This is a genomic window from Rhodanobacter thiooxydans, assembly GCF_030291135.1.
GTDB lineage: Bacteria > Pseudomonadota > Gammaproteobacteria > Xanthomonadales > Rhodanobacteraceae > Rhodanobacter > Rhodanobacter thiooxydans_A.
Map to the genome: position 1 here is coordinate 3,203,239 of NZ_CP127409.1, position 19,818 is coordinate 3,223,056.

The following is a 19,818-nucleotide window of genomic DNA, read 5'->3' on the forward strand; positions in this document are numbered from 1 at the left end:
TGAAAAGTTCACATCCTCGAAGCCTTCGCCAGGCGGATCCGCGGTATAAAGCCCGGATGACGACGCCCGCCGCGGGCATCCGTCGATCCCTTCCTGCTGGAGTTGCCCGTGTCGAGTGCCTTCACCCCGACCTCTCCCCTGCGTCAACGCTTCCGTCCACTGTGGTGGCTGGCGATCACCTACCTGGCGATCTCGTTCGCCACCCGCGTGGTGCTGCTGGTCATGTCCGGCAGCGAGGTGCCGCACACGCCGCTGAACCTGCTGTACGCGTTCGGCGTGGGGCTGGGCTACGACCTGGTCACCTGCATCTACGTGGCGTGGCCGCTGGTGCTGTTCCTGTGGTTCGTGCCGACGCGCTCCGGGCGCATGCCGGGGCTGTGGCGCTGGCTGTTGTCTGCCGCGGCGCTGGTGCTGACCTGCGCGATCTGCCTGGGCGTACTGCACCTGATGTACCACGCCACGCTCAAGACCACCTGGCCGGCGCTGCTGCCGTTCCTGTTCGTGTTGCCGCTGACGGCGTTCACCTATACCTCGCGCGCCGGCCAGTGGGTGCTGTACGGCTTCGCCCTGCTGCTGCTGTATGGGCTGCTGTTCGTGGCGGCGTCCGAGCTGGTGTTCTGGAACGAGTTCAGCGTGCGCTTCAACTTCATCGCGGTGGACTACCTCGTCTACACCACCGAGGTGATCGGCAACATCCGCGAGTCCTATCCGATCGGCCGCTGGCTGGCCCTGCTGGCGGTGGTCGCGCTGGTGCTGTTCGCGCTCGGCCGGCGCGCCCTGCGCGCGCGCGATGACGGCAGCCGCTTCTGGCAGCGCGGCAAGGTGGCCCTGCTGTGGCTGGTGTTGACGGTGATCTCGGTCGCCGCGGTGAACGGCGGCATGAAGGACCGCAGCGGCAACAACTACGTCAACGAACTGGCCGGCAACGGCATCTACCAGTTCTTCAACGCGTTCCGCAGCAGCCACCTCGACTACGCGAAGTTCTACCGCACGCTGCCGGACGACGAGGCGTTCCGCCGCGTGCGCGAGATGCTGAAGACACCCGAGGCGACCTACGTCAGCGACGATCCGCGCGACCTCACCCGCGCGATCCGCCACGCCGGCCCGGAAAAACGCCTCAACGTGGTGCTGATCAGCGTGGAGAGCCTGTCCGGCGACTACCTGGGCACGTTCGGCAACCAGGACCACATCACGCCGTACCTCGACTCGCTGGTCGGCCAGAGCCTGTTCTTCGACAACCTCTACGCGAACGGCACGCGCACCGTGCGCGGGCTGGAAGCGCTGTCGCTGTCGGTGCCGCCCACGCCCGGCGATTCGCTGCTGAAGGAGCACCACAACGAGAACCTGTTCTCGCTGGCCAGCGTGTTCAACGACCACGGCTACCAGTCGGACTTCGTCTACGGCGGTTACGGCGAATTCGACAACATGAACTATTTCTTCAGCCACAACGGCTATCGCGCGGTCGACCGGCGCGACATCCCGAAGACCGCCACGATCCACAGCGAGAATGTGTGGGGTGTGGCCGACGAGGACCTGTACACGCTGGCGCTGGCCCAGATGGACCAGATCCACGGCGAGGGCAAGCCGTTCTTCCTGCACATCATGACCACCTCCAACCACCGCCCGTTCACCTTCCCGGAAGGCCGCGTGAAGCAGGCCAACGGTACCCGCCAGGGCGCGGTGGCGTACACCGACTGGTCGATCGGCGACTTCATCAAGCGCGCGCGGGAGAAGTCGTACTTTGACGACACCGTGTTCGTGATCACCGCCGACCACTGCGCCTCCAGCGCGGGCAAGACCAGCGTGCCGGTAAACCGTTACCACATTCCGTTGTGGATCTACGCACCGAAGCACATCCCGCCACAGCGGGTGGATCGCCTGATGGGCCAGGTCGACATCGTGCCGACCCTGCTCGGCCTGCTCAACTTCAGCTACCGCTCGCGCTTCTTCGGCTACGACCTGTTCCAGCTCGAACCCGGCCGCGAGCGCGCCTTCCCGGCCACCTACGAGAAGCTCGGCTACCTGCACGACGACGTGCTCACCGTGCTGGAACCCGGCCGCAAGCTGGAGCAGATGAAACCGGACTACGCCACCGGTGACGCGGTGCTGCTGGTGCCGCAGAACGAGGAACAGATCGCCCAGACGATTGCCTACTACCAGGTGGCCAGCGAGCTGTTCAAGCGCGGCCAGCTGCTGCGCCGGCCGACCGACGCGACGCCGGTGGAACCGCTGCCGGCAGCGGCCGGTTCGGTGCCTGCGCCCGCCGGCTCGACGGTGGCGCCGGCAACGCCCGGCTCAGTCCCCGCGCCGGCGCACTGACCACCCTTCCACGCTCGCCAGCACGCTGGCGAGCGGCGTGCGCAGCAGCAGCAGCGCGATGACGATGCCGGCGCCATCGGCCAGCACGTCCAGCGCATCGGCGTCGCGCGGCGGGTCCAGCCACTGCGCGAATTCGATGAAGATGCCGAAGGCCAGGCAACCCAGCGCGGCCCAGCCGCGCGGGCGGCGTGCGCGGTAGACGTTGCCCCACCAGCCCATCAGGCAGGTGAAGGTGGTCGCATGCAGCAGCTTGTCGCCATACGGGAACGCCAGCGTGATGCCCGGGTCCGGCGTCAACGCCATCCACAGCGTCCACAGCATGATCGCGCCACCCAGCACGACCCAGGCGCGATGCCAGCGCAGCCGTACGGACGTCTGGACGTCCATCGCATGGATCAAAGCCGGCCGCCCTGGTCGGCGGCGAGCAGCTCGGCCGGCAGCGGCAGCGCGTCGAGGCCGCGCGCCAGCAGCATGGCCTGGAAGCGCTCACCCATCTGCTCGGGCAGCATCAGCCGCTTCGCCTGCTGCGCCAGCCGGTAGCGGCCGTGCTCGTCGGCGATCGCCGCGTGCTCGCGCTCGAACACATCCTGCAATCCCGCGCCGATCAGGAACTGCGCCTGCGGCAGGTAGCCCGCCACGCCGAAGCCGGCGCTGTTGCCGGCCTCGGCCAGCGCGGTGAAGTCGACCGAGGCGGTGAGGTCGTTCATGCCCGGCAGGTACAGCGGATCGTCGTGCGCGTGGTGGCGGTAATGCGCCATCAAGGTGCCGTCGTCGCGCTCGGGCAGGTAGTACTCGCGGCGCACGTAACCGTAGTCGACGAACAGCATCAACCCGGCGACCAGCGAACCGGCGATAGCCTGGATCCAGTACGGCAGCTGCGGCAGGACCTCCGAGCGGTAGCCATCGACGAACTCGACGCCGAGGTCGCGTTCGATGTGGCGCACGGCGGCCGCCACCAGCGCATCGGCGGGACGGTCGACGCGCATCAGGCGGCCTTCGCCGTCCAGCGCGACGTATTCCTCGTAGACCTCGCCCTGGCGCATCGCGAAGCGCGTGGCCGGCAGTGCGTCGATCACCTCGTTGGCGAACAGCACGCCGCGCCAGTCCTGTTCGGGCGGGCGATCCAGCCATTGCACGCGGGCGTTGAGCTCGGCCGGCAGGTGCGCCAGCAGGCGTTCGCGCTGGCGCTCGCGCAGGTCGGCGCTGGGCTCCAGGATCAGGTACTGCCGCGGCAGCGTGCCGCCGGCCGCCAGCGCCTTCAGCGCCGCCTCGGCGAACGCGCCGCTGCCGCCGCCCAGCTCGAGGAAGTCCGCCTCGTCACCCAGCATCGCCAGCACCGGCTGCACCGCGTTGACCACGCAACCGGCGAACAGCTCACCCAGCTCCGGCGCGGTGACAAAGTCGCCGGCCGCGCCGAACTTGGTACGGCCGGCGCTGTAATAGCCCAGCCCTGGCGCGTACAGGCAACGCTCCATGTACTGCGAGAACGGCATCGGCCCGTGCGAGACAATCTGCTCGCGCAGCAGCTGCAGCAGGCGGTCGGAATGGGCGCGCTCGTCGGCGCTCGGTTCGGGGAGGCGGGAGGACATGAGCGTTGCCGGTGAGGAAAACGCGGCAAGCATAATGGATGGCCCGCAATACACCGCCTCCGTCGGCAGGAGCGTACCCTGTGCGCGATGCTTTCCGTCGCGGGACGAAGAGCCTCGCGCACAGAGTGCGCTTCTACCGGTTGCGTCGCGATCAGAAGTCCTTCTGCAGGCTCAGATATACGCCGCGGCGCGGGCCGAACTGCGGTGCGCCGACGCCGATGCCGCTGCCGTCGCGCAGCTCATACGTGCGATCGAGCACGTTGAGCACGGCCAGCTGGGTATGCAGCTTGCCGAAGCGTTCGAATGCGAAGTCGTGTGACAGGTTGAGGTTCAACTGGAAGTACGCCGGCAGCGAGGCGCCGTTCGGCACCGCGCCGTCCTTGCGCAGGCCGCTGCCGAACAGGTAGTCGGCGCCGACCCGGGTGCTGTCGTTCAACGCATAGTTGACGCCGCCGGACGAGGTCAGTTTCTGGTCGTGGTCGAGGAAGATCCAGTGACGGTTGACCCAGGCCAGGTCGTCCGGCGCGAAGTTGTACTGGCTGGTGATGATGCGCTTGCCGATGGCCTTGCCCAGCGACGCGTTGAAGTACGCCGACAGTGGCCCCTGCTCGTAGTTGACGGTGAACTCCAGACCCTTCACCCGGCCTGCGGCGTAGTTGAAGGTGGAGTAGACCAGCGCGGAACCGAACTGGCCTTCGTCCTGCAGGCGCTGCACCTTGCGGTAGTAGGCGTCCACGCCGACGGTCCAGGCCGAGCCGAGGTTCTGCGAGATGCCGGCGTCGAAATAATCCGAGCGCTCGGCCAGCGGCGTGTTGTTGCCCATGTCCGACACGGCGTTGGTGGTGCCGTCGAACCTGGCGATGTTCGAGCTGGCGATCATCTCGGTCGCCGGCGGGGTGAAGTAGCGCGAATAGCCGGCGTGCACGGTGGTGCTGCCGGTGGCCTGCCAGACCAGGCCCAGGCGCGGGCTCAGCTGGCTTTCGGTGCGCGCCAGTCGATAGCGGTCGCCGCGCAGGCCGACGTTCAGCGTCCAGTCCTCGCCGAAACGCCATTCGTCCTGCACATAGGCCGACCAGGTCTTCGCGGTGAGGCGGCTGTTGTCGAGGATGTTGATCGGCACGGTGCTGGTCTGGTTGCCGTCGGCGTCGGCCTGAAACACCCATGCGTCGTTGCCACTGGCCGCACGCTCGAAGCTGCCGTAGACGCCGTAGCGCAGCGTGTGGCGGTTACCCATCGGCATGGCGAAGTCGGCCTGCAGGGTGCTGGCGCGATTGCTGCGGGTGACGTCGGAGGCAACGCCGTTGAACATCAGCTCGCCGATCCGGTCCGGCGCATAGGCGAGGTGGCTGTAGCGCTGGCCCAGCGACACCTGGTAGTCGGCCGCACCCAGCTTGCCCTGCAGTGCCAGCACGCCGAAGCGGGTGTTCTCGCGCTGGCGCTGGTCGAGGTCGGCGGAGTTGAAATCCACCGTATCGAGATAGCCGAACTGCGGCGTCTGGTTCGGGTTGTTCGGGATCTGGAAGCGGTTGTTGGCGACGCCGAACAGGAAGCTCAGGCGGGTGTCGTTGTCGATCAGGTAGCTGACATTGCCGAAGCCCTTCACCTGGTGGGTATGGTCGTGGATCGGCTTCCTGCTCGCCGTGGGATTCTCGATGCCGGCATCGTTCTCCATGGTGTTGCCGGTGAAGAACCAGCTCCAGCGATCGTTGCTGCCCCACACCGAGGCGTTCGGGTTCAGCGTGGCGTTGCTGCCGACGGTGATGCCGACGCTGCCACCGTTGCCGAGGTCGTGGCCGCTCTTCGTGGTGATGTCGACCACCGCCGCCGTGCGCAGGCCGTACTGCGCCGGCAACGCGCCGTCGAGCAGCTTCACGTTGTCGATTGTGCGCGCATCGAGACTCTGACCGAAGCCGCCGATCGACTCGGGAATGATCACGCCGTTGATGCGGTATTGCAGGTTCGCGTGGTCGCCGCGCACATGCAGGCCGCCATAGGAATCCTGCACCACGCCCGGCGCCTGCAGCAGCACCTGGTTCATCGGCGTGGACGCGCCCAGCGGCAGCTGCGCGATCGCCTGGCGGTCGATCACGTACTGGCTGCTGCCGGTATCCGGCGACAGCGCGTTGCGCGCCTGATCCAGCGCGGCCGAAACCGAAACCGCCCCCAGGTCCTGCACCCTGGCCGGCTGCCTGTTGCGGCTGCCGCCGTCGGCTGGGTCGTCCCCGTTCGCGGCGACGACGGCATTCATCGCCGGCGTCGTATCGGTGGCGTGGACAGTTGCCGTGCCCAGGGCAACAGCGAGGCTCAAGGCGAGCAGGGAAGGTTTCATCGGCAGTTCCGGCAAAGGTAAATGAGGATGCTTGTTTTGTTATGTTATAACATAACTGGAAAATACTCCGCCCCACCTGCGCCAGAGGTCATGCCTGCCGGCGAGACCGTTGATCCCCGCTTCATGCGGCGGCTCTAGACTGCCGGGACACGTGCCGCGTCCAGCGCCCGATATGTCCCACGGAGCCACGCATGAGCCCGCGCAGCCAGCAGGTACCCGCCGTCATCGCACCGGTCGAGCACGGCCGGATCGCCGAGGCGATCCTGGATTTCGTCAGCCAGGTGCCCGACAGCAGGGTCGGCAACAGCAAAGACCCCTCCGGCGAGGCGCGCCGACTGGCCAGTCGCGCCGCCCAGCGCGCCGCGCTCACCGCCGGCTCGCTGGCCTTGCCGCCGGGGCCCCTGGGCTGGTTGACCCTGCTGCCCGAGCTGATCGCGATCTGGAAGATCCAGGCACAGATGGTCAGCGACATCGCCGCCGCCTACGGCCTCCACGCCACGTTGGGCCGCGAGCAGATGATGTGGTGCCTGTTCCGCCACACCGCGGCGCAGGCGTTCCGCGACCTGGTGGTGCGCCTGGGCGACCGGCTGGTGTTCCGGCGCATGTCTTACGGCGTGGCCCAGCGCGTGGCGAAACAGGTCGGCGTCAAGCTGAGCCAGCGCACGCTCAGCAAGGGTGTCTCGCGCTGGCTGCCGGTGATCGGCGCGCTCGGCGTCGGCGCCTACGCGTACTACGACACCGGGCAGGTTGCCGCCACCGCGATCGAGCTGTTCGAGAGCGAGGTCACGCTGGAGGATGGCGACACCGACGCGGTGAAGGCGGGGCCGCAGGCCAGGCCCCGCCGCCGGGTGGCGGACAGCCTGATCGACAAGGCTGTGGCCGGCGCCGCACGCAGGGTCGCCAGCACCGCGCGCAAGGCAGCCAACCGGAAACCGCGCAAGCCGCCGGCGGACTGAGCGCCGCAGCGGATGACGCGACTCCGGCTTTGCGGCAAGCTGGGGCTTGTGCAATCGCTGGAGCCGTCCGATGCCGCCACGCCACGATCGTCCCGTTGCGCTGATCACCGGCGCCGGCCGCCGCGTCGGCGCGGTGATCGCACGCACCCTGCATGCGGCCGGCTACGACCTCGCCCTGCACTACCGCCACTCCGCCGACGACGCCCGCACGCTGGCCGACGAACTGGAACGGCAGCGCGGCGGCAGCACCCTGCTGCTGCAGGCCGAACTGGCCGATCTGCCCGCCTTGCCGGCGCTGATCGAACAGCTGCTGGCGCACTACGGCCGGCTCGACGCGCTGGTCAACAACGCCTCGGCGTTCTTCCCCACGCCGCTGGGCACGGCGACGCCGCAGCAGTGGGACGCGCTGTTCGCCTCCAACGCACAGGCGCCGTTCTTCCTCAGCCAGGCGGCGATCCCGGCACTGCGCGAAGCGCGCGGCGGCATCGTCAACATGGTCGACATCTACGCCGAGCGGCCGCTGGCGGAACACCCGCTGTACTGCATGGCGAAGGCCGCACTGGCCGCGATGACCCGCTCGCTGGCGCTGGACCTGGGCCCCGCGATCCGCGTCAACGGCGTGGCGCCCGGCGCCGTGCTGTGGCCCAGCGACGGCAAGCCGTACGCCGACCAGCAGGCGATGCTGGCACGCACGCCGTTGCAGCACGCCGGCACGCCCGAGGATGTCGCCGGTGCGGTGCTGTGGCTGCTGCGCGATGCGCCGTTCGTCACCGGTCAGATCATCCGGGTGGACGGCGGGCGCACCTTGTCGGTGTGAATCAGCGCTTCGGACGGAACGCCGATTCCAGCAGCGCCTGGTCGAAGCCGACGCTGGCCTCGCCCGCTTCCGCGTAGCGGTACAGCGCGGCCGAGTAGATGCCCTGCAGCGACGCCTGGACCAGCCCGAGCAGGGTCAGCCCCAGCACTACCACGGTCACCGCCAGCACGATCGCCACGGCCGACTGCAGCGCGACCGCGCCGCCGATCAGCACCGCACCCAGCAGCACCGCCAGCACCATCAGCAGGCCGAACACCACGCCGATCCCGCCGTTGCCGATCAGGTTCTCGCCCCAGCTGCGCTTGAGCAGTTCCACGCTGCGCTTGACCGCGTCGACCGGACCCACGTCCTGGCTGGCCAGGATCGGCACCACCAGGAAGGTGGCCACGGTCCAGGCCAGGCCGATGAAGCCGACCACCAGCCGACCGATCAGGCCCAGGCGCTCCTGGACCATGCGCAGCAGCAGGCCGACGGTGGCGGCGATCAACGCGTAGCCGAGGATCTGCGGCAACTTCGCGCGGGCCAGCGCGAAGCCGGTGCCCACGCTGGTCGGCTCGCCGCGCAGGTGCATCAGCGCCACGCCGGTCAGCGCGGTCTGGAAGAAGATGATCACGAAATACTGCACCAGGTAGAAGCCGAACATCAGCAGGTAGGCACCCGCGGACATGCCCTGCCCGAACTGCTGCCCGGCGTGCTCGTTGCCGATCACCATCACCCCGACCGGGATCAGGAAACTGGCCGCCACCAGCAGCGTGCACAACCCCGACAACAACGGAAACACCAGCAACGACTTGTCCGAACGCAACACCGCCGCGCTCGCCTTCAGCAACGCCCAACTGCGTGCAAATTTACCGGCCATGCGTATCTCCCCCTTCGTCCGTGGATCGTGAGTGCGCCCTTTCTAGCACCCGTCGCACGCGCGCGACAGTGTGCTTCGCTCAGTCCGGCAGCGATTCGGCCTGCAGCGGCTCGCGCTCCGCCGGGAACGCCGCCCACAACTCGGCCATGCTCAGCCCGCTGACGGGATGCCGCAACGCCGGCGCGATGTCCGCGATCGGCCGCAGCACAAACGCATGCTGCAGTTCCTTGCGCGGAATCTGCAGGTGGCCGGGGCCGTCGAGCACCAGCGCGTCGTAGAACACGATGTCGATGTCCAGCGTGCGGTCCGCATAGCGCGGCACGTCGCGGCGGCGGCCGTGGCGGTCTTCCAGCGCGTGCAGCCAGTCATTCAGCGCTTCGGGCGACAGCTCGGTGTCCAGCCCCACCGCCAGGTTGACGAAGTCCGCACCGTCGAAGCCCACCGACTTGCTGCGATATGCCGGCGACACCGTGAGCTCGCCGAAGCGCGCGCGCAACTCGACGATCGCCGCGGGCAGATAGCGGCGCGGTTCAAGATTGGAGCCCAGGCTGAGGTAAACCCGTGCCATCAGGACGTTCGCGCACCACGCTCGATGCACACGCCGACCGCCTTCGCGCCGCGCACCGCACCCGGCTTGGACAGCTTCAGGCGCACCCAGGCCACGCCGAACTCCTCGCGGATGATCACCGCGCAGCGCTCGGCCAGCGTCTCGACCAAGCCGAAGCTGGACGCGCCCACGTAATCGATAAGGCGCTTCGACACGTCCTTGTAGTTCAGCGTCAGCGCGATGTCGTCGCTGCCCGCCGGCACCGTGTTGTCGAACGCCATCTCGATGTCGAACGCCAGCGTCTGCCGCACCCGGCGCTCCCAGTCATAGATGCCGATGACGGCGTCGATGCGCAGGTCTTCGATGAAAACGGTATCCATGGCGGTGATCTGTGGGGCGACAAGCCATACAGGGTCGGCGAGCCGGCGTGCGGATGCAAGTCGTCGCGCCAGAGGTTGACGCACGCCATTTTCGAATGTATATATTTAACTATTATATTAAATGATTAATTACTCATCGCCGCCGACCGTATCTTCGAAGCCCTCGCCTCCCGTCCACGCCGGGAAATCCTCGCCTACCTGTCCGCGCAGGAACTGACCGCCGGCGAGATCGCCAGCCGCTTCTCGATGAGTGCCCCGGCGATCTCGCGGCACTTGTCGGTACTGGATGCCGCCGGCCTGGTCAGCAGCGAGCGCCGCGGCCAATTCGTCGTCTATCGGCTCAACCAGGACAGCCTGGTGAACACGCTGACCGGCTTCGCGTTCGAGATCTGCCCCACGGCCGGCCCGCTGAAGCGCGAGTCGCGCAAGCTGGCCACGAAGAAACAGGGCGCCTGAGCAAGGACGCGCGGACCGGATCCGGAGCAAGGGGAACCCGATGGCAACGCAAACCAGACAGATACGGACCTTTCCATCCACGCAGATCCCTTCTTCATCCGGCGGACTGCCGGTGGAAGTCTCGCTGATCGCGCAACTCGGGCACGGCGCCGGCGATCAGCTATTTGCCGCTTCGCTGGTACGCCAGCAGGCCCATGCCGACTTCATCGACGAGCTGGACGAACCTTCCGCCCGGCTCGGCGGCACCCACCTGTCCAGCGGCGACGCGACGTCGCTGTATTCGTTCACCGTCGGCGCGAAAGGACATCCGTTCCACCGCCATGCCGGGCATCGCGTGTTCACCGCGATCTCGGGCAGCGGCGGTGCGCAGCTGCGATTCTCCACGGCTACACCGGCACAGCTGGAGCAGGATCCGCACAGCTTCATTCGGGCCTTGCGCCACATCAATATCCCGGCGGACTGCCTGTTCACCGTGAGATTCGGCGGCGATACCTGGCATCAGTTCGCCCCACTCGCGAAGCACTCGCTGCACCCGGCCTTCTTCGCCTTGTCGTGCCATACCAACGAACTCGGTGGCGACCTGCCGGATACGCTGCGCGAGCAGGTGCGAGCCGATGCCGCAAGCATCCCTGCGCTCACCGTGCTGCTGCCGGCCGAGGTCAGCGATCTGCTGCGCAACATCCCGGCCGGCCGGCTGCATGTGCCGACCACGTGGCTGTCGCTGGATGCGCCACCCGGCACGCCGCGGGGCCTGTTGTGCAAATCCGTGCGCTGCGTCGCGGGGTTGATCCGCGGCGGATGGGCTGCATGGCGACGCACGAGCGGATTTCTCGGCGAAAACGGCGGCCGGCTTGCCATCACCGAACTCGATCATCTTCCTGCCGACAGCATGCTTGCGCAGCAGCTGACCGGCGCGCCGCACCACCATCAGGACATGTTCGGCCTCACGCTCGCCCGCAGGGATGTCGCAAGCAACAGCGCCACGATTCTGTTGAGCCAGCTGCTGGACGGATTCCTGAGCCATCCGCCAGCCGGCGTCTCGCGCATGATGGCGCTGCGCAACCTGCTGGTGAAACCGATCGGCCTGCGCACCTCGCCGCTGGGCTGCCCGGTATCGTCGCTGCTGTCGTCGCCCGGGGGGCAGTTGTTCGACCGGCGCCATCCGGTGCTGGACCAGGCCATCGCCCACGACGACAGCCGCGCACAGGTGATCCTCGGCGCCGACGACAAGCACCTGGTCTTCCGCTCCTGCGTCGGCGTAAAGGTGTTCGGCTCCCGTGTGGAGATCACCCTGGGCACCCGTGTGCGATGCAGGAACCTGTTCGGTCGCGTGTACATGGCAGCGATCGATCACGTGCACCGCGCGTACGTCGCGCCCACCATGCTGCGGACGGCAGTCGAGCATGCGTTTCCGCTGGCGGAATCTGGCGACAAGCCGCAAGCATTCCTGCTTCCGGGCTAGGATCGCGGCGGCCGGGACGCATCGGGCACGCTGCGACCGCAGCAGGCGCCCGGCATTGATGCGATCATGGCGCATGACTTCGTTCACCTCGCTCCCACTCAAACCCGCCCTGCTCGCCAGCGTGGAAACCCTCGGCTACACGGAGATGACCCCGGTGCAGGCGCAAAGCCTGCCGCCGATGCTGCAAGGGCGCGACGTGATCGCGCAGGCGCAGACCGGCAGCGGCAAGACCGCGGCGTTCGGGCTGAGCCTGCTGCAGGCGCTGGACGCGGACACGATCCGGCTGCAGGCGCTGGTGCTGTGCCCCACCCGCGAGCTGGCCGACCAGGTCAGCAAGGCGATCCGCAAGCTGGCGGCGAACATCCCGAACGTGAAGCTCCTGACCCTGTGCGGCGGCATGCCGCTGGGGCCGCAGCTCGCCTCGCTCACCCACGATCCGCACATCGTGGTCGGCACCCCCGGTCGCGTGCAGGAACACCTCAAGCGCGGCAGCCTGCACGGCGGCGGCATCAAGGTGCTGGTGCTGGACGAAGCCGACCGCATGCTCGACATGGGTTTCAGCGAGGCAATCGACGACATCATCGGGCGCATCGCGAAGCACCACCAGACCCTGCTGTTCTCCGCCACGTATCCGGACGAGATCCGTGCGGTGAGCCAGCGCGTGCAGAAGGACCCGGTGGTGGTCACGGTGGAGGCGCCGGCCGAGCAGAAACCGGCGATCGAGCAGCAGTTCATCGAGGCGGAGCCGGCGCAGAAGCCCGATGCGCTGGCGCAGCTGCTCGCCGGTGAACGTGGCCAGCACGCGCTGGTGTTCTGCAACATGCGTCGCGACGTCGACGCGGTGGCGCAGGAGCTGGACCACCGCGGTTACTCCGCGCTGGCCCTGCATGGCGACATGGAGCAGCGCGACCGCGACGAGGTGCTGGTGCGCTTCGCCAACCGCAGCTGCAACGTGCTGGTGGCCACCGACGTGGCCGCGCGCGGGCTGGACATCGCCGCGCTGCCGCTGGTGCTGAGCTACGACGTCGCGCACGACCCGGACACCCACACCCACCGCATCGGCCGCACCGGCCGCGCCGGCGAATCCGGCCTGGCGATCACGCTGTGCACGCCGCGCGAGCGGCCGAAGGCGGCGAACATCGAGGAACTCGGCGGCACGCCGCTGCCGTGGCGTACGCTGAAACTCGCGCCGCCGCGCGGCAAGACCCTGCACCTGGCGCCGATGAAGACGCTGGTGATCGACGCCGGCCGCCAGGACAAGCTGCGCCCCGGCGACATCCTCGGCGCGCTCACCGGCGATGCCGGTCTGGAGGCGAAGGACATCGGCAAGATCGACGTGTTCGCCACCCGCGCCTATGTGGCGATCAGCCGCGCACTGGCGAACAAGGCACTGGAGCGCCTGCGCGCGGGCAAGATCAAGGGCCGCAACTTCCGCGTGCGTCCGCTAGGCTAGGCACCCCGACTCCCGGAAGCCGATCCGATGCCGCGCTGGTCCGTCCGCCTCCTCGCCTTCGCCCTGCTCGCCGGCAGCGCTGCCGCGCACGCCGCCGACATCCCGGTCTACGGCTACCGGATCGTGCACGCCTATCCGCACGACACCGGCGCCTATACCGAGGGGCTGTTCTACAAGGATGGCTACCTCTACGAAAGCACCGGCCAGGTCGGCCAGTCGACCGTGCGCAAGGTGGCGCTGGAGACGGGTGAAGTGCTGCAGCGCCACCGCCTGCCGAAACAGTACTTCGGCGAAGGCATCGTCGACTGGAAGGACCGCCTGGTGCAGCTCACCTGGCAAAGCGGCACCGGCTTCGTCTACAACCTGGCCAGCTTCACGCCGCAACGCAATTTCAGCTACCCCGGCGAAGGCTGGGCGCTGACCCGCGACGACACGCACCTGTACATGAGCGACGGCACACCGGTGCTGCGCGTGCTCGATCCGGACACGCTCGAGGTGGTGCGCCGCATCCACGTCACCGCCGACGGCGAGCCGGTGCACAACCTCAACGAGCTGGAGTGGGTCGACGGCGAGATCTACGCCAACGTGTGGCTCACCGACCGCATCGCGCGGATCGACCCGGCCAGCGGCCACGTGATCGGCTGGATCGACCTCAGCGGCCTGTTCGACATCAACCGGCTGCCGAACCCCGAGGACGACGTGCTCAACGGCATCGCCTGGGACGCGCAGCGCAAGCGCCTGTTCGTCACCGGTAAATGCTGGCCACAGCTGTTCCAGATCGAACTGGTGAAGCAGCCCTCGCACTGAGCCCAGGCAACGTCAAAGCGCGTCGAGATGCACCGGCCGCGCCTGCGGCACGTCATCGTCGCCCAGCGTGGCCGCCACGCCTTCGCGCGGCTGATGGCTACGCGCCCAGCAGCCGGCGCGCGGCCGCGCGGCCGGCGAGCAGGCCGCTGGCGAAGCAGGCAGTGAGCAGGTAGCCGCCGGTGGGCGCCTCCCAGTCCAGCATCTCGCCGACGCAGAACACGCCGGGGCGGGCGCGCAGCATCAGGTCTTCATCCAGCGCTTCCAGCCGCACGCCGCCAGCGGTGCTGATCGCCTCGGCGACCGGCCTTGGTGCGCGCAAACGCAGCGGCAAGGCCTTCAGTTGCGCGGCCAGCGCCAGCGGATCGGCCAGGGTGGGCTTGTCGGTGAGTTCGAACACCAGCGCGCACTTCGCCTTGTCCAGCCCGGCGCGGCGGCGCAGCCAGTCACCGAGGCTATGCCGGCCGCGCGGCGCGGCCAGACGTCCGGCGAGTACGGCCTCGCTGTAGCCGGGCACCAGGTCCAGTTGCAGCAAAGCTTCGCCGTGTTCACGGATCTGCTCACGCAGCTCGGCGCCGATCGCATAGACCAGGCTGCCCTCGATGCCGTACTCGCTGAGCACGCATTCGCCCTGGCGCGAATGGCCCACGCCGTGGCGGTCGATCCAGTGCGCCACCACCGGTTTCAACGGGGCGCCGGCGAAGCGGGTGGCCAGATGCTCGCTCCATGCCAGCTCGAAGCCGCAGTTCGCCGGCTGCAGTGGCGCAAGGTCGACGCCGGCCTGCCGCAGCGGCGCCACCCAGGCGCCATCGGAACCCAGCTGCGGCCAGCTGGCGCCGCCGAGCGCGAGCACCGTCGCCGCGGCCGCCACCGTGCGCTCGCCCTGTGCCGTGGCGAAGTGCAGCGCGCCATCGTCGTTCCAGCCCAGCCAGCGATGGCGCAGGTGGAACGTCACGCCGGACTCGCGCAGGCGGCGCAGCCAGCCGCGCAGCAACGGCGCCGCCTTCAGGTCGGAGGGAAACACCCGGCCGGAGCTGCCGGCGAAGGTCTCCACGCCGAGCCCGCGCGCCCAGGCGCGCAACGCCTCCGCGTCGAACGCGTCGAGCCAGCGTCCCACCTCGTCGCGACGCGCGCCGTAGCGCTCGACAAAACGGGCGCGCGGCTCGCCGTGGGTGAGGTTGAGGCCGCCCTTGCCGGCCAGCAGGAATTTCCGCCCGACAGAACCTTTCGCGTCGTACAGGTCGACCGCCACGCCAGCCGCGCAGGCGGCCTCCGCCGCCATCAGTCCCGCCGGACCGCCGCCGATGATCGCCAGTCGGGGAGAAGCTGTCCGGGTCATCCGCGCATGGTCGCATGCCGCCCGCACGCCATGCACGGATGGATGACGCCACACGCCACGACCGACCGGGCCGGAGTCCGCAAGTCCGAGCCAACTGAATCAGAAATAAACTGGATAACCCCATCGAGGCGGATTTATGCGGTTTATCGCCGGCGCGATTATCGCAAAATAACACGATACCTGCCGTGTCCGTTCCTGGAAAATCCGTCGAAACGCAGATAATTACGTATTCGCCAGCCTGATTCCGCATACGGGTGAACGATGCCGCCTCCCGCCCCGGTCGCCTGCAAACGCTTGGACCGGGCACGCGCCATGGCCATTCATCTGCTTGATATGAATGAAATAATATCACCATGCATGGTGCCGGCCACGAAATACATCCAGCGCCATTGCCCGGCATGCCGTGGCAACGACGATTATCGAAAATACCTGCGACTTAACCGCATCAACGTAATTCCATGATTATGTGACGGCAATCACCCATCATTTCAAAAAGTCCTATTGACTGGTTTCATCTGTAACTCATACCGTCGCCGCATCCGCCAATGGGGAGCTTGGCGGATGATCCTGCCGCCACGCCTCTGCAAGACCATTTCGATTCTGCATTCGGCCCTGAGGGAAAGCTGGGGGAGGGCCAGGCGCGAAGCACGGGATCGCAAGGCAATCCAAAAAACTCTGTGCCGCGTCTGTCCGCGGCACTCCATGACATGAGGTCCTCACGACCCCATCGGGGTTCGTTTGCCTCAAAAACTTTGGGAGTTCCACATGCTAGGCAATCTTCGAATGAAGTCGTGGGCCCTCGTGGCGGGGGCCGCCATCCTGGCGGCGTCCACCGCGGCGGCCACCAATGCGGTACCCGCACAAGGTGCGGCTACGCCAGCGGCGGCAAGCAACCCGACAACCAACCCCTACTCGCCGGCCTACGGTCATGCCTATCGTCATGGCGTGTTTCCCACCAAGGAAGCCCATGCCCGGATGAAGCAGTACCAGGCGCTGCAGGCGACCTCCACCACGGCCGCCACCGGCACCGAAACACTCAGCTACGGCGGTGGCGTCGACGGCATCGGCGTCACCAGCGGCACGCCGAAGGTCTACATCGTGGTCTACGGCAGCCAGTGGGGCACGGCCAGCACCAACAGCAGCGGCAACATGACCCTCTCGGGCGACGCCTACGGTGCCGTGCCTTACCTGGAAAACCTGTTCAAGGGCCTGGGTACCGGCGGCGAGCTGTGGTCGGGCGTGATGACGCAGTACTGCGACGGTTCCTCGGTATCCAGCGGCGCCACCTTCTGCCCCAGCGGCGCCCCGACCATCGGTTATCCGACCGGCGGCGCCTTCGTCAACATCTGGTACGACAATTCGGTGGCCTCGCCGTCCAACGCCACCGGCGCGCAGCTCGCGCAGGAAGCGATCAAGGCCGCGCAGCATTTCGGCAACACCACGGCGGCCTCCAACCGCTACGTGCAGTACGTGATCCTGTCACCGACCGGTACCCATCCCGACGGCTTCAACACCAGCACCGGGCAGTTCTGCGCCTGGCACGACTGGAACGGCGACCAGAGCGTCAGCTCGCCGGTGGGCGACGTTGCGTTCACCAACATGCCGTACGTGCATGACATGGGCACGAGCTGCGGCATGAACTCGGTCAACGGCAGCGCGGGTGCGCTGGACGGCTTCTCGATCGTGGAAGGCCACGAGTACGCCGAGACCGTCACCGACCAGAACCCGGCCGGCGGCTGGACCAACCATACCGGCGACGCGACCTACAACGGTCAGGAAAACGGTGACGAGTGCGCCTGGATCACCTCCGGCCAGGGTGCCACGGCGAACGTGACCATGGGCAACGGCACCTACCCGATGCAGAGCACCTGGTCGAACGACACCAACGAGTGCGACCTCTCCCACCCGATCGTGGGCGGCGGAACGTCGACCGGTGGCACGCCGGCGGCCAACTTCAGCTACACCACCAGCGGCCTCACCGCCAGCTTCACCGACAGCTCCACCGACAATGGCGGCACGCTTTCCGCCCACTCGTGGAACTTCGGCGACAGCAGCAGCTCGACCGCCACCAACCCGAGCCACACCTATGCGGCAGCCGGCACCTACAGCGTCAGCGAGACGGTGACCGACAGTGTGAATGGCCAGACCAGCAGCACCACGCAATCGGTGACGGTCTCCAGCGGCAGCGGCGGTGGCGGTAACGTGCTGCAGAACGGCGTGGCGATCACCGGCCAGTCCGGCGCGCAGGGCGCACAGTTGTTCTACACGGTGGTGATCCCGGCCGGCGCCAGCAACCTGGTGATCTCCGAGTCCGGCGGCACCGGCGACGCCGACCTGTACACCAAGTTCGGCTCCGCCCCGACCCTGACGAGCTATGACTGCCGGCCGTACCTCACCGGCAACAACGAGAGCTGCACCGTGGCCTCGCCCCAGGCCGGCACCTACTACGTCATGCTGAACGGCTACGCCGCGTTCTCCGGCGTCAGCGTCAAGGCCACCTGGAGCACCAGCAGCGGTGGCGGCGGCAACGTGCTGCAGAACGGCGTGGCGGCCACCGGCCTGACTGCCACCACCGGCAACAGCGTCAACTACACCATGGTCGTGCCCGCCGGCGCTACCAACCTGAGCTTCAAGATTGCCGGCAGCGTGGGTGACGCGGACCTGTACGTGAAGTTCGGTTCCGCCCCAACCACCTCGAGCTACGACTGCCGGCCGTACCTGACCGGCGACAACGAAACCTGCACGATCAGCAATGTGCAGGCCGGTACGTACTACGTGATGGTGCGTGCCTACCAGAGCTATTCGGGCGTCAGCCTGACCGGCAGCTACACGCCGTAAGCGGCATGGCATGAAACGGCGCGCAGGGACGCGCGCCGGAATCTGTCTGGAACCGGAGGCCCGATCGGCGACGATCGGGCCTTTTCGTTTCCACACGCCCGGGCACCCACCGCGTTGTATCGTTGCCATTCCGACGCCGAGGAAGATGGATGATGTTCCGAGCCATGCCGCTACTGCCTTTCCTCCTGCTGGCGGCGGCCAGCGCCAGCCAGGCGGCACAGGCGCCGGCCGCGCCGTTGCAGCAACCGGCGCTGCACGCGCTGGCCACGGCGCCAAGCGAGGCGGAACTGCGCGCCACGATCACCAAGCTGGTCGGCTTCGGCACCCGCCACACGCTATCCGACACGAAGTCCGATACCCGTGGCATCGGCGCCGCGCGGCGCTGGGTGAAGTCGCGCTTTGAGGCGATCTCGAAGGACTGCGGCGGCTGCATCGAGGTGGTCACGCCCTCGCAAGTCTTCAGCGGCAAGCGCATCCCCACGCCAACCGAGGTGATGGACGTGGTTGCGATCAAACGTGGCCGGCGCGACCCGCAGCGGGTGATCGTGATGACCGGCCACCTCGACTCGCGCGCCAGCGACGTGATGGACGCCACCAGCGACGCGCCCGGCGCGAACGACGACGCCTCCGGCGTGGCCGCGCTGATGGAAGCCGCGCGGCTGCTGTCGAAGCATGACAACGACGCCACCCTGGTGTTCGCCGCGCTGTCCGGCGAGGAGCAGGGCCTGTACGGCGGCAAGGTGCTGGCCGACTACGCGGTCGCGCACGGCTGGCAGGTCGAGGCCGATCTCAACAACGACATCGTGGGCAACAGCCAGGGCCAGAACGGGGTGCGCGACAACACCACGGTGCGGGTGTTCTCCGAGGGCACCCGCAGCAACGAGACGCCGGCCCAGGCCAACTACCGCCGCTACCACGGCGGCGAAGTGGATTCACCCTCGCGCAACCTCGCCCGCTACCTCGACCGCCTCGCCGACAACTACCTGCCCGACTTTCGCGTAAACATGATCTACCGCACCGACCGCTACGGCCGCGGCGGCGACCAGGTGCCGTTCCTGGAAGCCGGCTACCCTGCCGTGCGGGTCACCGAGGCGCACGAGGACTACACCCGGCAGCACCAGGACCTGCGCACCGAGCACGGCATCCATTACGGCGACACCCTCGACGGCATCGACTTCCGCTACCTCGCCCGCGTCACGGCGTTGAACACCATCGCCATGGCCGCGCTTAGCCGCGCGCCGGCGCCACCGACCGGCATCGACATCGCCGGGGCCGTGGCCACCGACACCACGCTGACATGGCACAAGGTGCCCGGCGCCGCCGGCTATCGCGTGCACTGGCGCGACACCACCGCGGCGCAATGGCAGCATGCGCGCGCGGTCGGCGACGTCGATCAGGCCGTGCTCAAGGACGTGGTGATCGACGACGGGTTCTTCGGCGTGTCCTCGGTCTCCGCCGACGGCTACGAGAGCCCGGTAGTGTTCCCCGGCGACGCCGGCAGCTTCGAGCGCTCGCCGGCACCCGCCGGCCAGCCCTGAGTCGGACTGCCGCCACTGCGCCCCCCTCAACGCCGAGGATACCGGCATCCCTTCGGGATTATCCCGGGCAGCGACAGACACCCGTTTCCGCAATAACTTTCGTATTAATCGCAATTAATTGATGTCGATTAA

Annotated in this window: 16 protein-coding genes; 9 read left to right on the plus strand and 7 right to left on the minus strand. The window is 67.8% G+C overall.

Annotated elements, in window-relative coordinates; all coding sequences use genetic code 11:
- Positions 1–108 precede the first annotated feature (108 nt).
- On the plus strand, positions 109–2,319 hold the full coding sequence (locus tag QQA13_RS14785; RefSeq protein WP_234411328.1) for an LTA synthase family protein: 2,211 nt from the start codon (positions 109–111) through the stop codon (positions 2,317–2,319).
- On the opposite strand, the gene QQA13_RS14790 is transcribed toward QQA13_RS14785, so the two are convergent.
- From QQA13_RS14790 to QQA13_RS14800, 3 genes are all read right to left on the minus strand, one after another.
- Positions 2,296–2,706, minus strand: coding sequence for a VanZ family protein (locus QQA13_RS14790; protein ID WP_108471773.1), 411 nt, complete (start codon positions 2,704–2,706; stop codon positions 2,296–2,298). The two genes, QQA13_RS14785 and QQA13_RS14790, sit on opposite strands and share 24 nt — an antisense overlap.
- Before the next feature lie 8 nt (positions 2,707–2,714).
- Positions 2,715–3,908 (minus strand): class I SAM-dependent methyltransferase, encoded by a 1,194-nt coding sequence (locus tag QQA13_RS14795; protein WP_108471774.1) that lies wholly within the window; start codon positions 3,906–3,908, stop codon positions 2,715–2,717.
- Between the two features lie 151 nt (positions 3,909–4,059).
- The gene (locus QQA13_RS14800) at positions 4,060–6,237 is read right to left on the minus strand and encodes a TonB-dependent receptor (protein WP_108471899.1); all 2,178 of its coding nucleotides are present in this window, start codon (positions 6,235–6,237) and stop codon (positions 4,060–4,062) included.
- Between the two features lie 191 nt (positions 6,238–6,428).
- Here QQA13_RS14800 and QQA13_RS14805 point away from each other — a divergent pair, with 191 nt between their 5' ends.
- A complete protein-coding gene (locus tag QQA13_RS14805) occupies positions 6,429–7,193 on the plus strand; it encodes a hypothetical protein (protein ID WP_108471775.1) in 765 nt (254 codons plus the stop codon).
- Between the two features lie 70 nt (positions 7,194–7,263).
- On the plus strand, positions 7,264–8,010 hold the full coding sequence (locus QQA13_RS14810) for a pteridine reductase (RefSeq protein ID WP_108471776.1): 747 nt from the start codon (positions 7,264–7,266) through the stop codon (positions 8,008–8,010).
- A gap of 1 nt (position 8,011) precedes the next feature.
- Here QQA13_RS14810 and QQA13_RS14815 read toward each other — a convergent pair whose 3' ends face one another.
- The 3 genes from QQA13_RS14815 to folB form a co-directional block, all read right to left on the minus strand.
- Entirely contained in the window at positions 8,012–8,869 is an 858-nt protein-coding gene (locus QQA13_RS14815) for a DUF6159 family protein (RefSeq protein ID WP_108471777.1), read from the minus strand.
- A gap of 79 nt (positions 8,870–8,948) precedes the next feature.
- On the minus strand, positions 8,949–9,437 hold the full coding sequence (gene folK, locus QQA13_RS14820) for a 2-amino-4-hydroxy-6-hydroxymethyldihydropteridine diphosphokinase (protein WP_108471778.1): 489 nt from the start codon (positions 9,435–9,437) through the stop codon (positions 8,949–8,951).
- Entirely contained in the window at positions 9,437–9,796 is a 360-nt protein-coding gene (gene folB / locus QQA13_RS14825) for a dihydroneopterin aldolase (protein ID WP_108471779.1), read from the minus strand. The genes folK and folB overlap by 1 nt, the downstream gene beginning before the upstream one ends.
- A gap of 135 nt (positions 9,797–9,931) precedes the next feature.
- Between folB and QQA13_RS14830 the strand changes: the two genes are divergently transcribed.
- From QQA13_RS14830 to QQA13_RS14845, 4 genes are all read left to right on the plus strand, one after another.
- Positions 9,932–10,252 (plus strand): metalloregulator ArsR/SmtB family transcription factor, encoded by a 321-nt coding sequence (locus tag QQA13_RS14830; RefSeq protein ID WP_108471780.1) that lies wholly within the window; start codon positions 9,932–9,934, stop codon positions 10,250–10,252.
- A gap of 112 nt (positions 10,253–10,364) precedes the next feature.
- On the plus strand, positions 10,365–11,714 hold the full coding sequence (locus tag QQA13_RS14835) for a DUF2867 domain-containing protein (RefSeq protein ID WP_325051458.1): 1,350 nt from the start codon (positions 10,365–10,367) through the stop codon (positions 11,712–11,714).
- A 73-nt stretch (positions 11,715–11,787) separates the two neighbouring features.
- Positions 11,788–13,167 carry an ATP-dependent RNA helicase DbpA gene (gene dbpA, locus QQA13_RS14840; protein ID WP_108471782.1) on the plus strand — a complete coding sequence of 460 codons (1,380 nt, stop codon included), beginning with the start codon at positions 11,788–11,790 and terminating at the stop codon, positions 13,165–13,167.
- 27 nt (positions 13,168–13,194) lie between these two features.
- Entirely contained in the window at positions 13,195–13,974 is a 780-nt protein-coding gene (locus QQA13_RS14845; RefSeq protein ID WP_108471783.1) for a glutaminyl-peptide cyclotransferase, read from the plus strand.
- Between the two features lie 97 nt (positions 13,975–14,071).
- Here QQA13_RS14845 and QQA13_RS14850 read toward each other — a convergent pair whose 3' ends face one another.
- A complete protein-coding gene (locus tag QQA13_RS14850) occupies positions 14,072–15,253 on the minus strand; it encodes a TIGR03862 family flavoprotein (RefSeq protein WP_428998029.1) in 1,182 nt (393 codons plus the stop codon).
- A gap of 840 nt (positions 15,254–16,093) precedes the next feature.
- On the opposite strand from QQA13_RS14850, the gene QQA13_RS14855 reads away from it, so the two are divergent.
- Both QQA13_RS14855 and QQA13_RS14860 read left to right on the plus strand, forming a co-directional pair.
- Positions 16,094–18,148 carry a pre-peptidase C-terminal domain-containing protein gene (locus QQA13_RS14855; protein WP_234411329.1) on the plus strand — a complete coding sequence of 685 codons (2,055 nt, stop codon included), beginning with the start codon at positions 16,094–16,096 and terminating at the stop codon, positions 18,146–18,148.
- Between the two features lie 164 nt (positions 18,149–18,312).
- Positions 18,313–19,686: a M20/M25/M40 family metallo-hydrolase gene (locus QQA13_RS14860; RefSeq protein WP_108471786.1), complete on the plus strand. Its 1,374-nt coding sequence runs from the start codon at positions 18,313–18,315 to the stop codon at positions 19,684–19,686.
- Positions 19,687–19,818 lie beyond the last annotated feature (132 nt).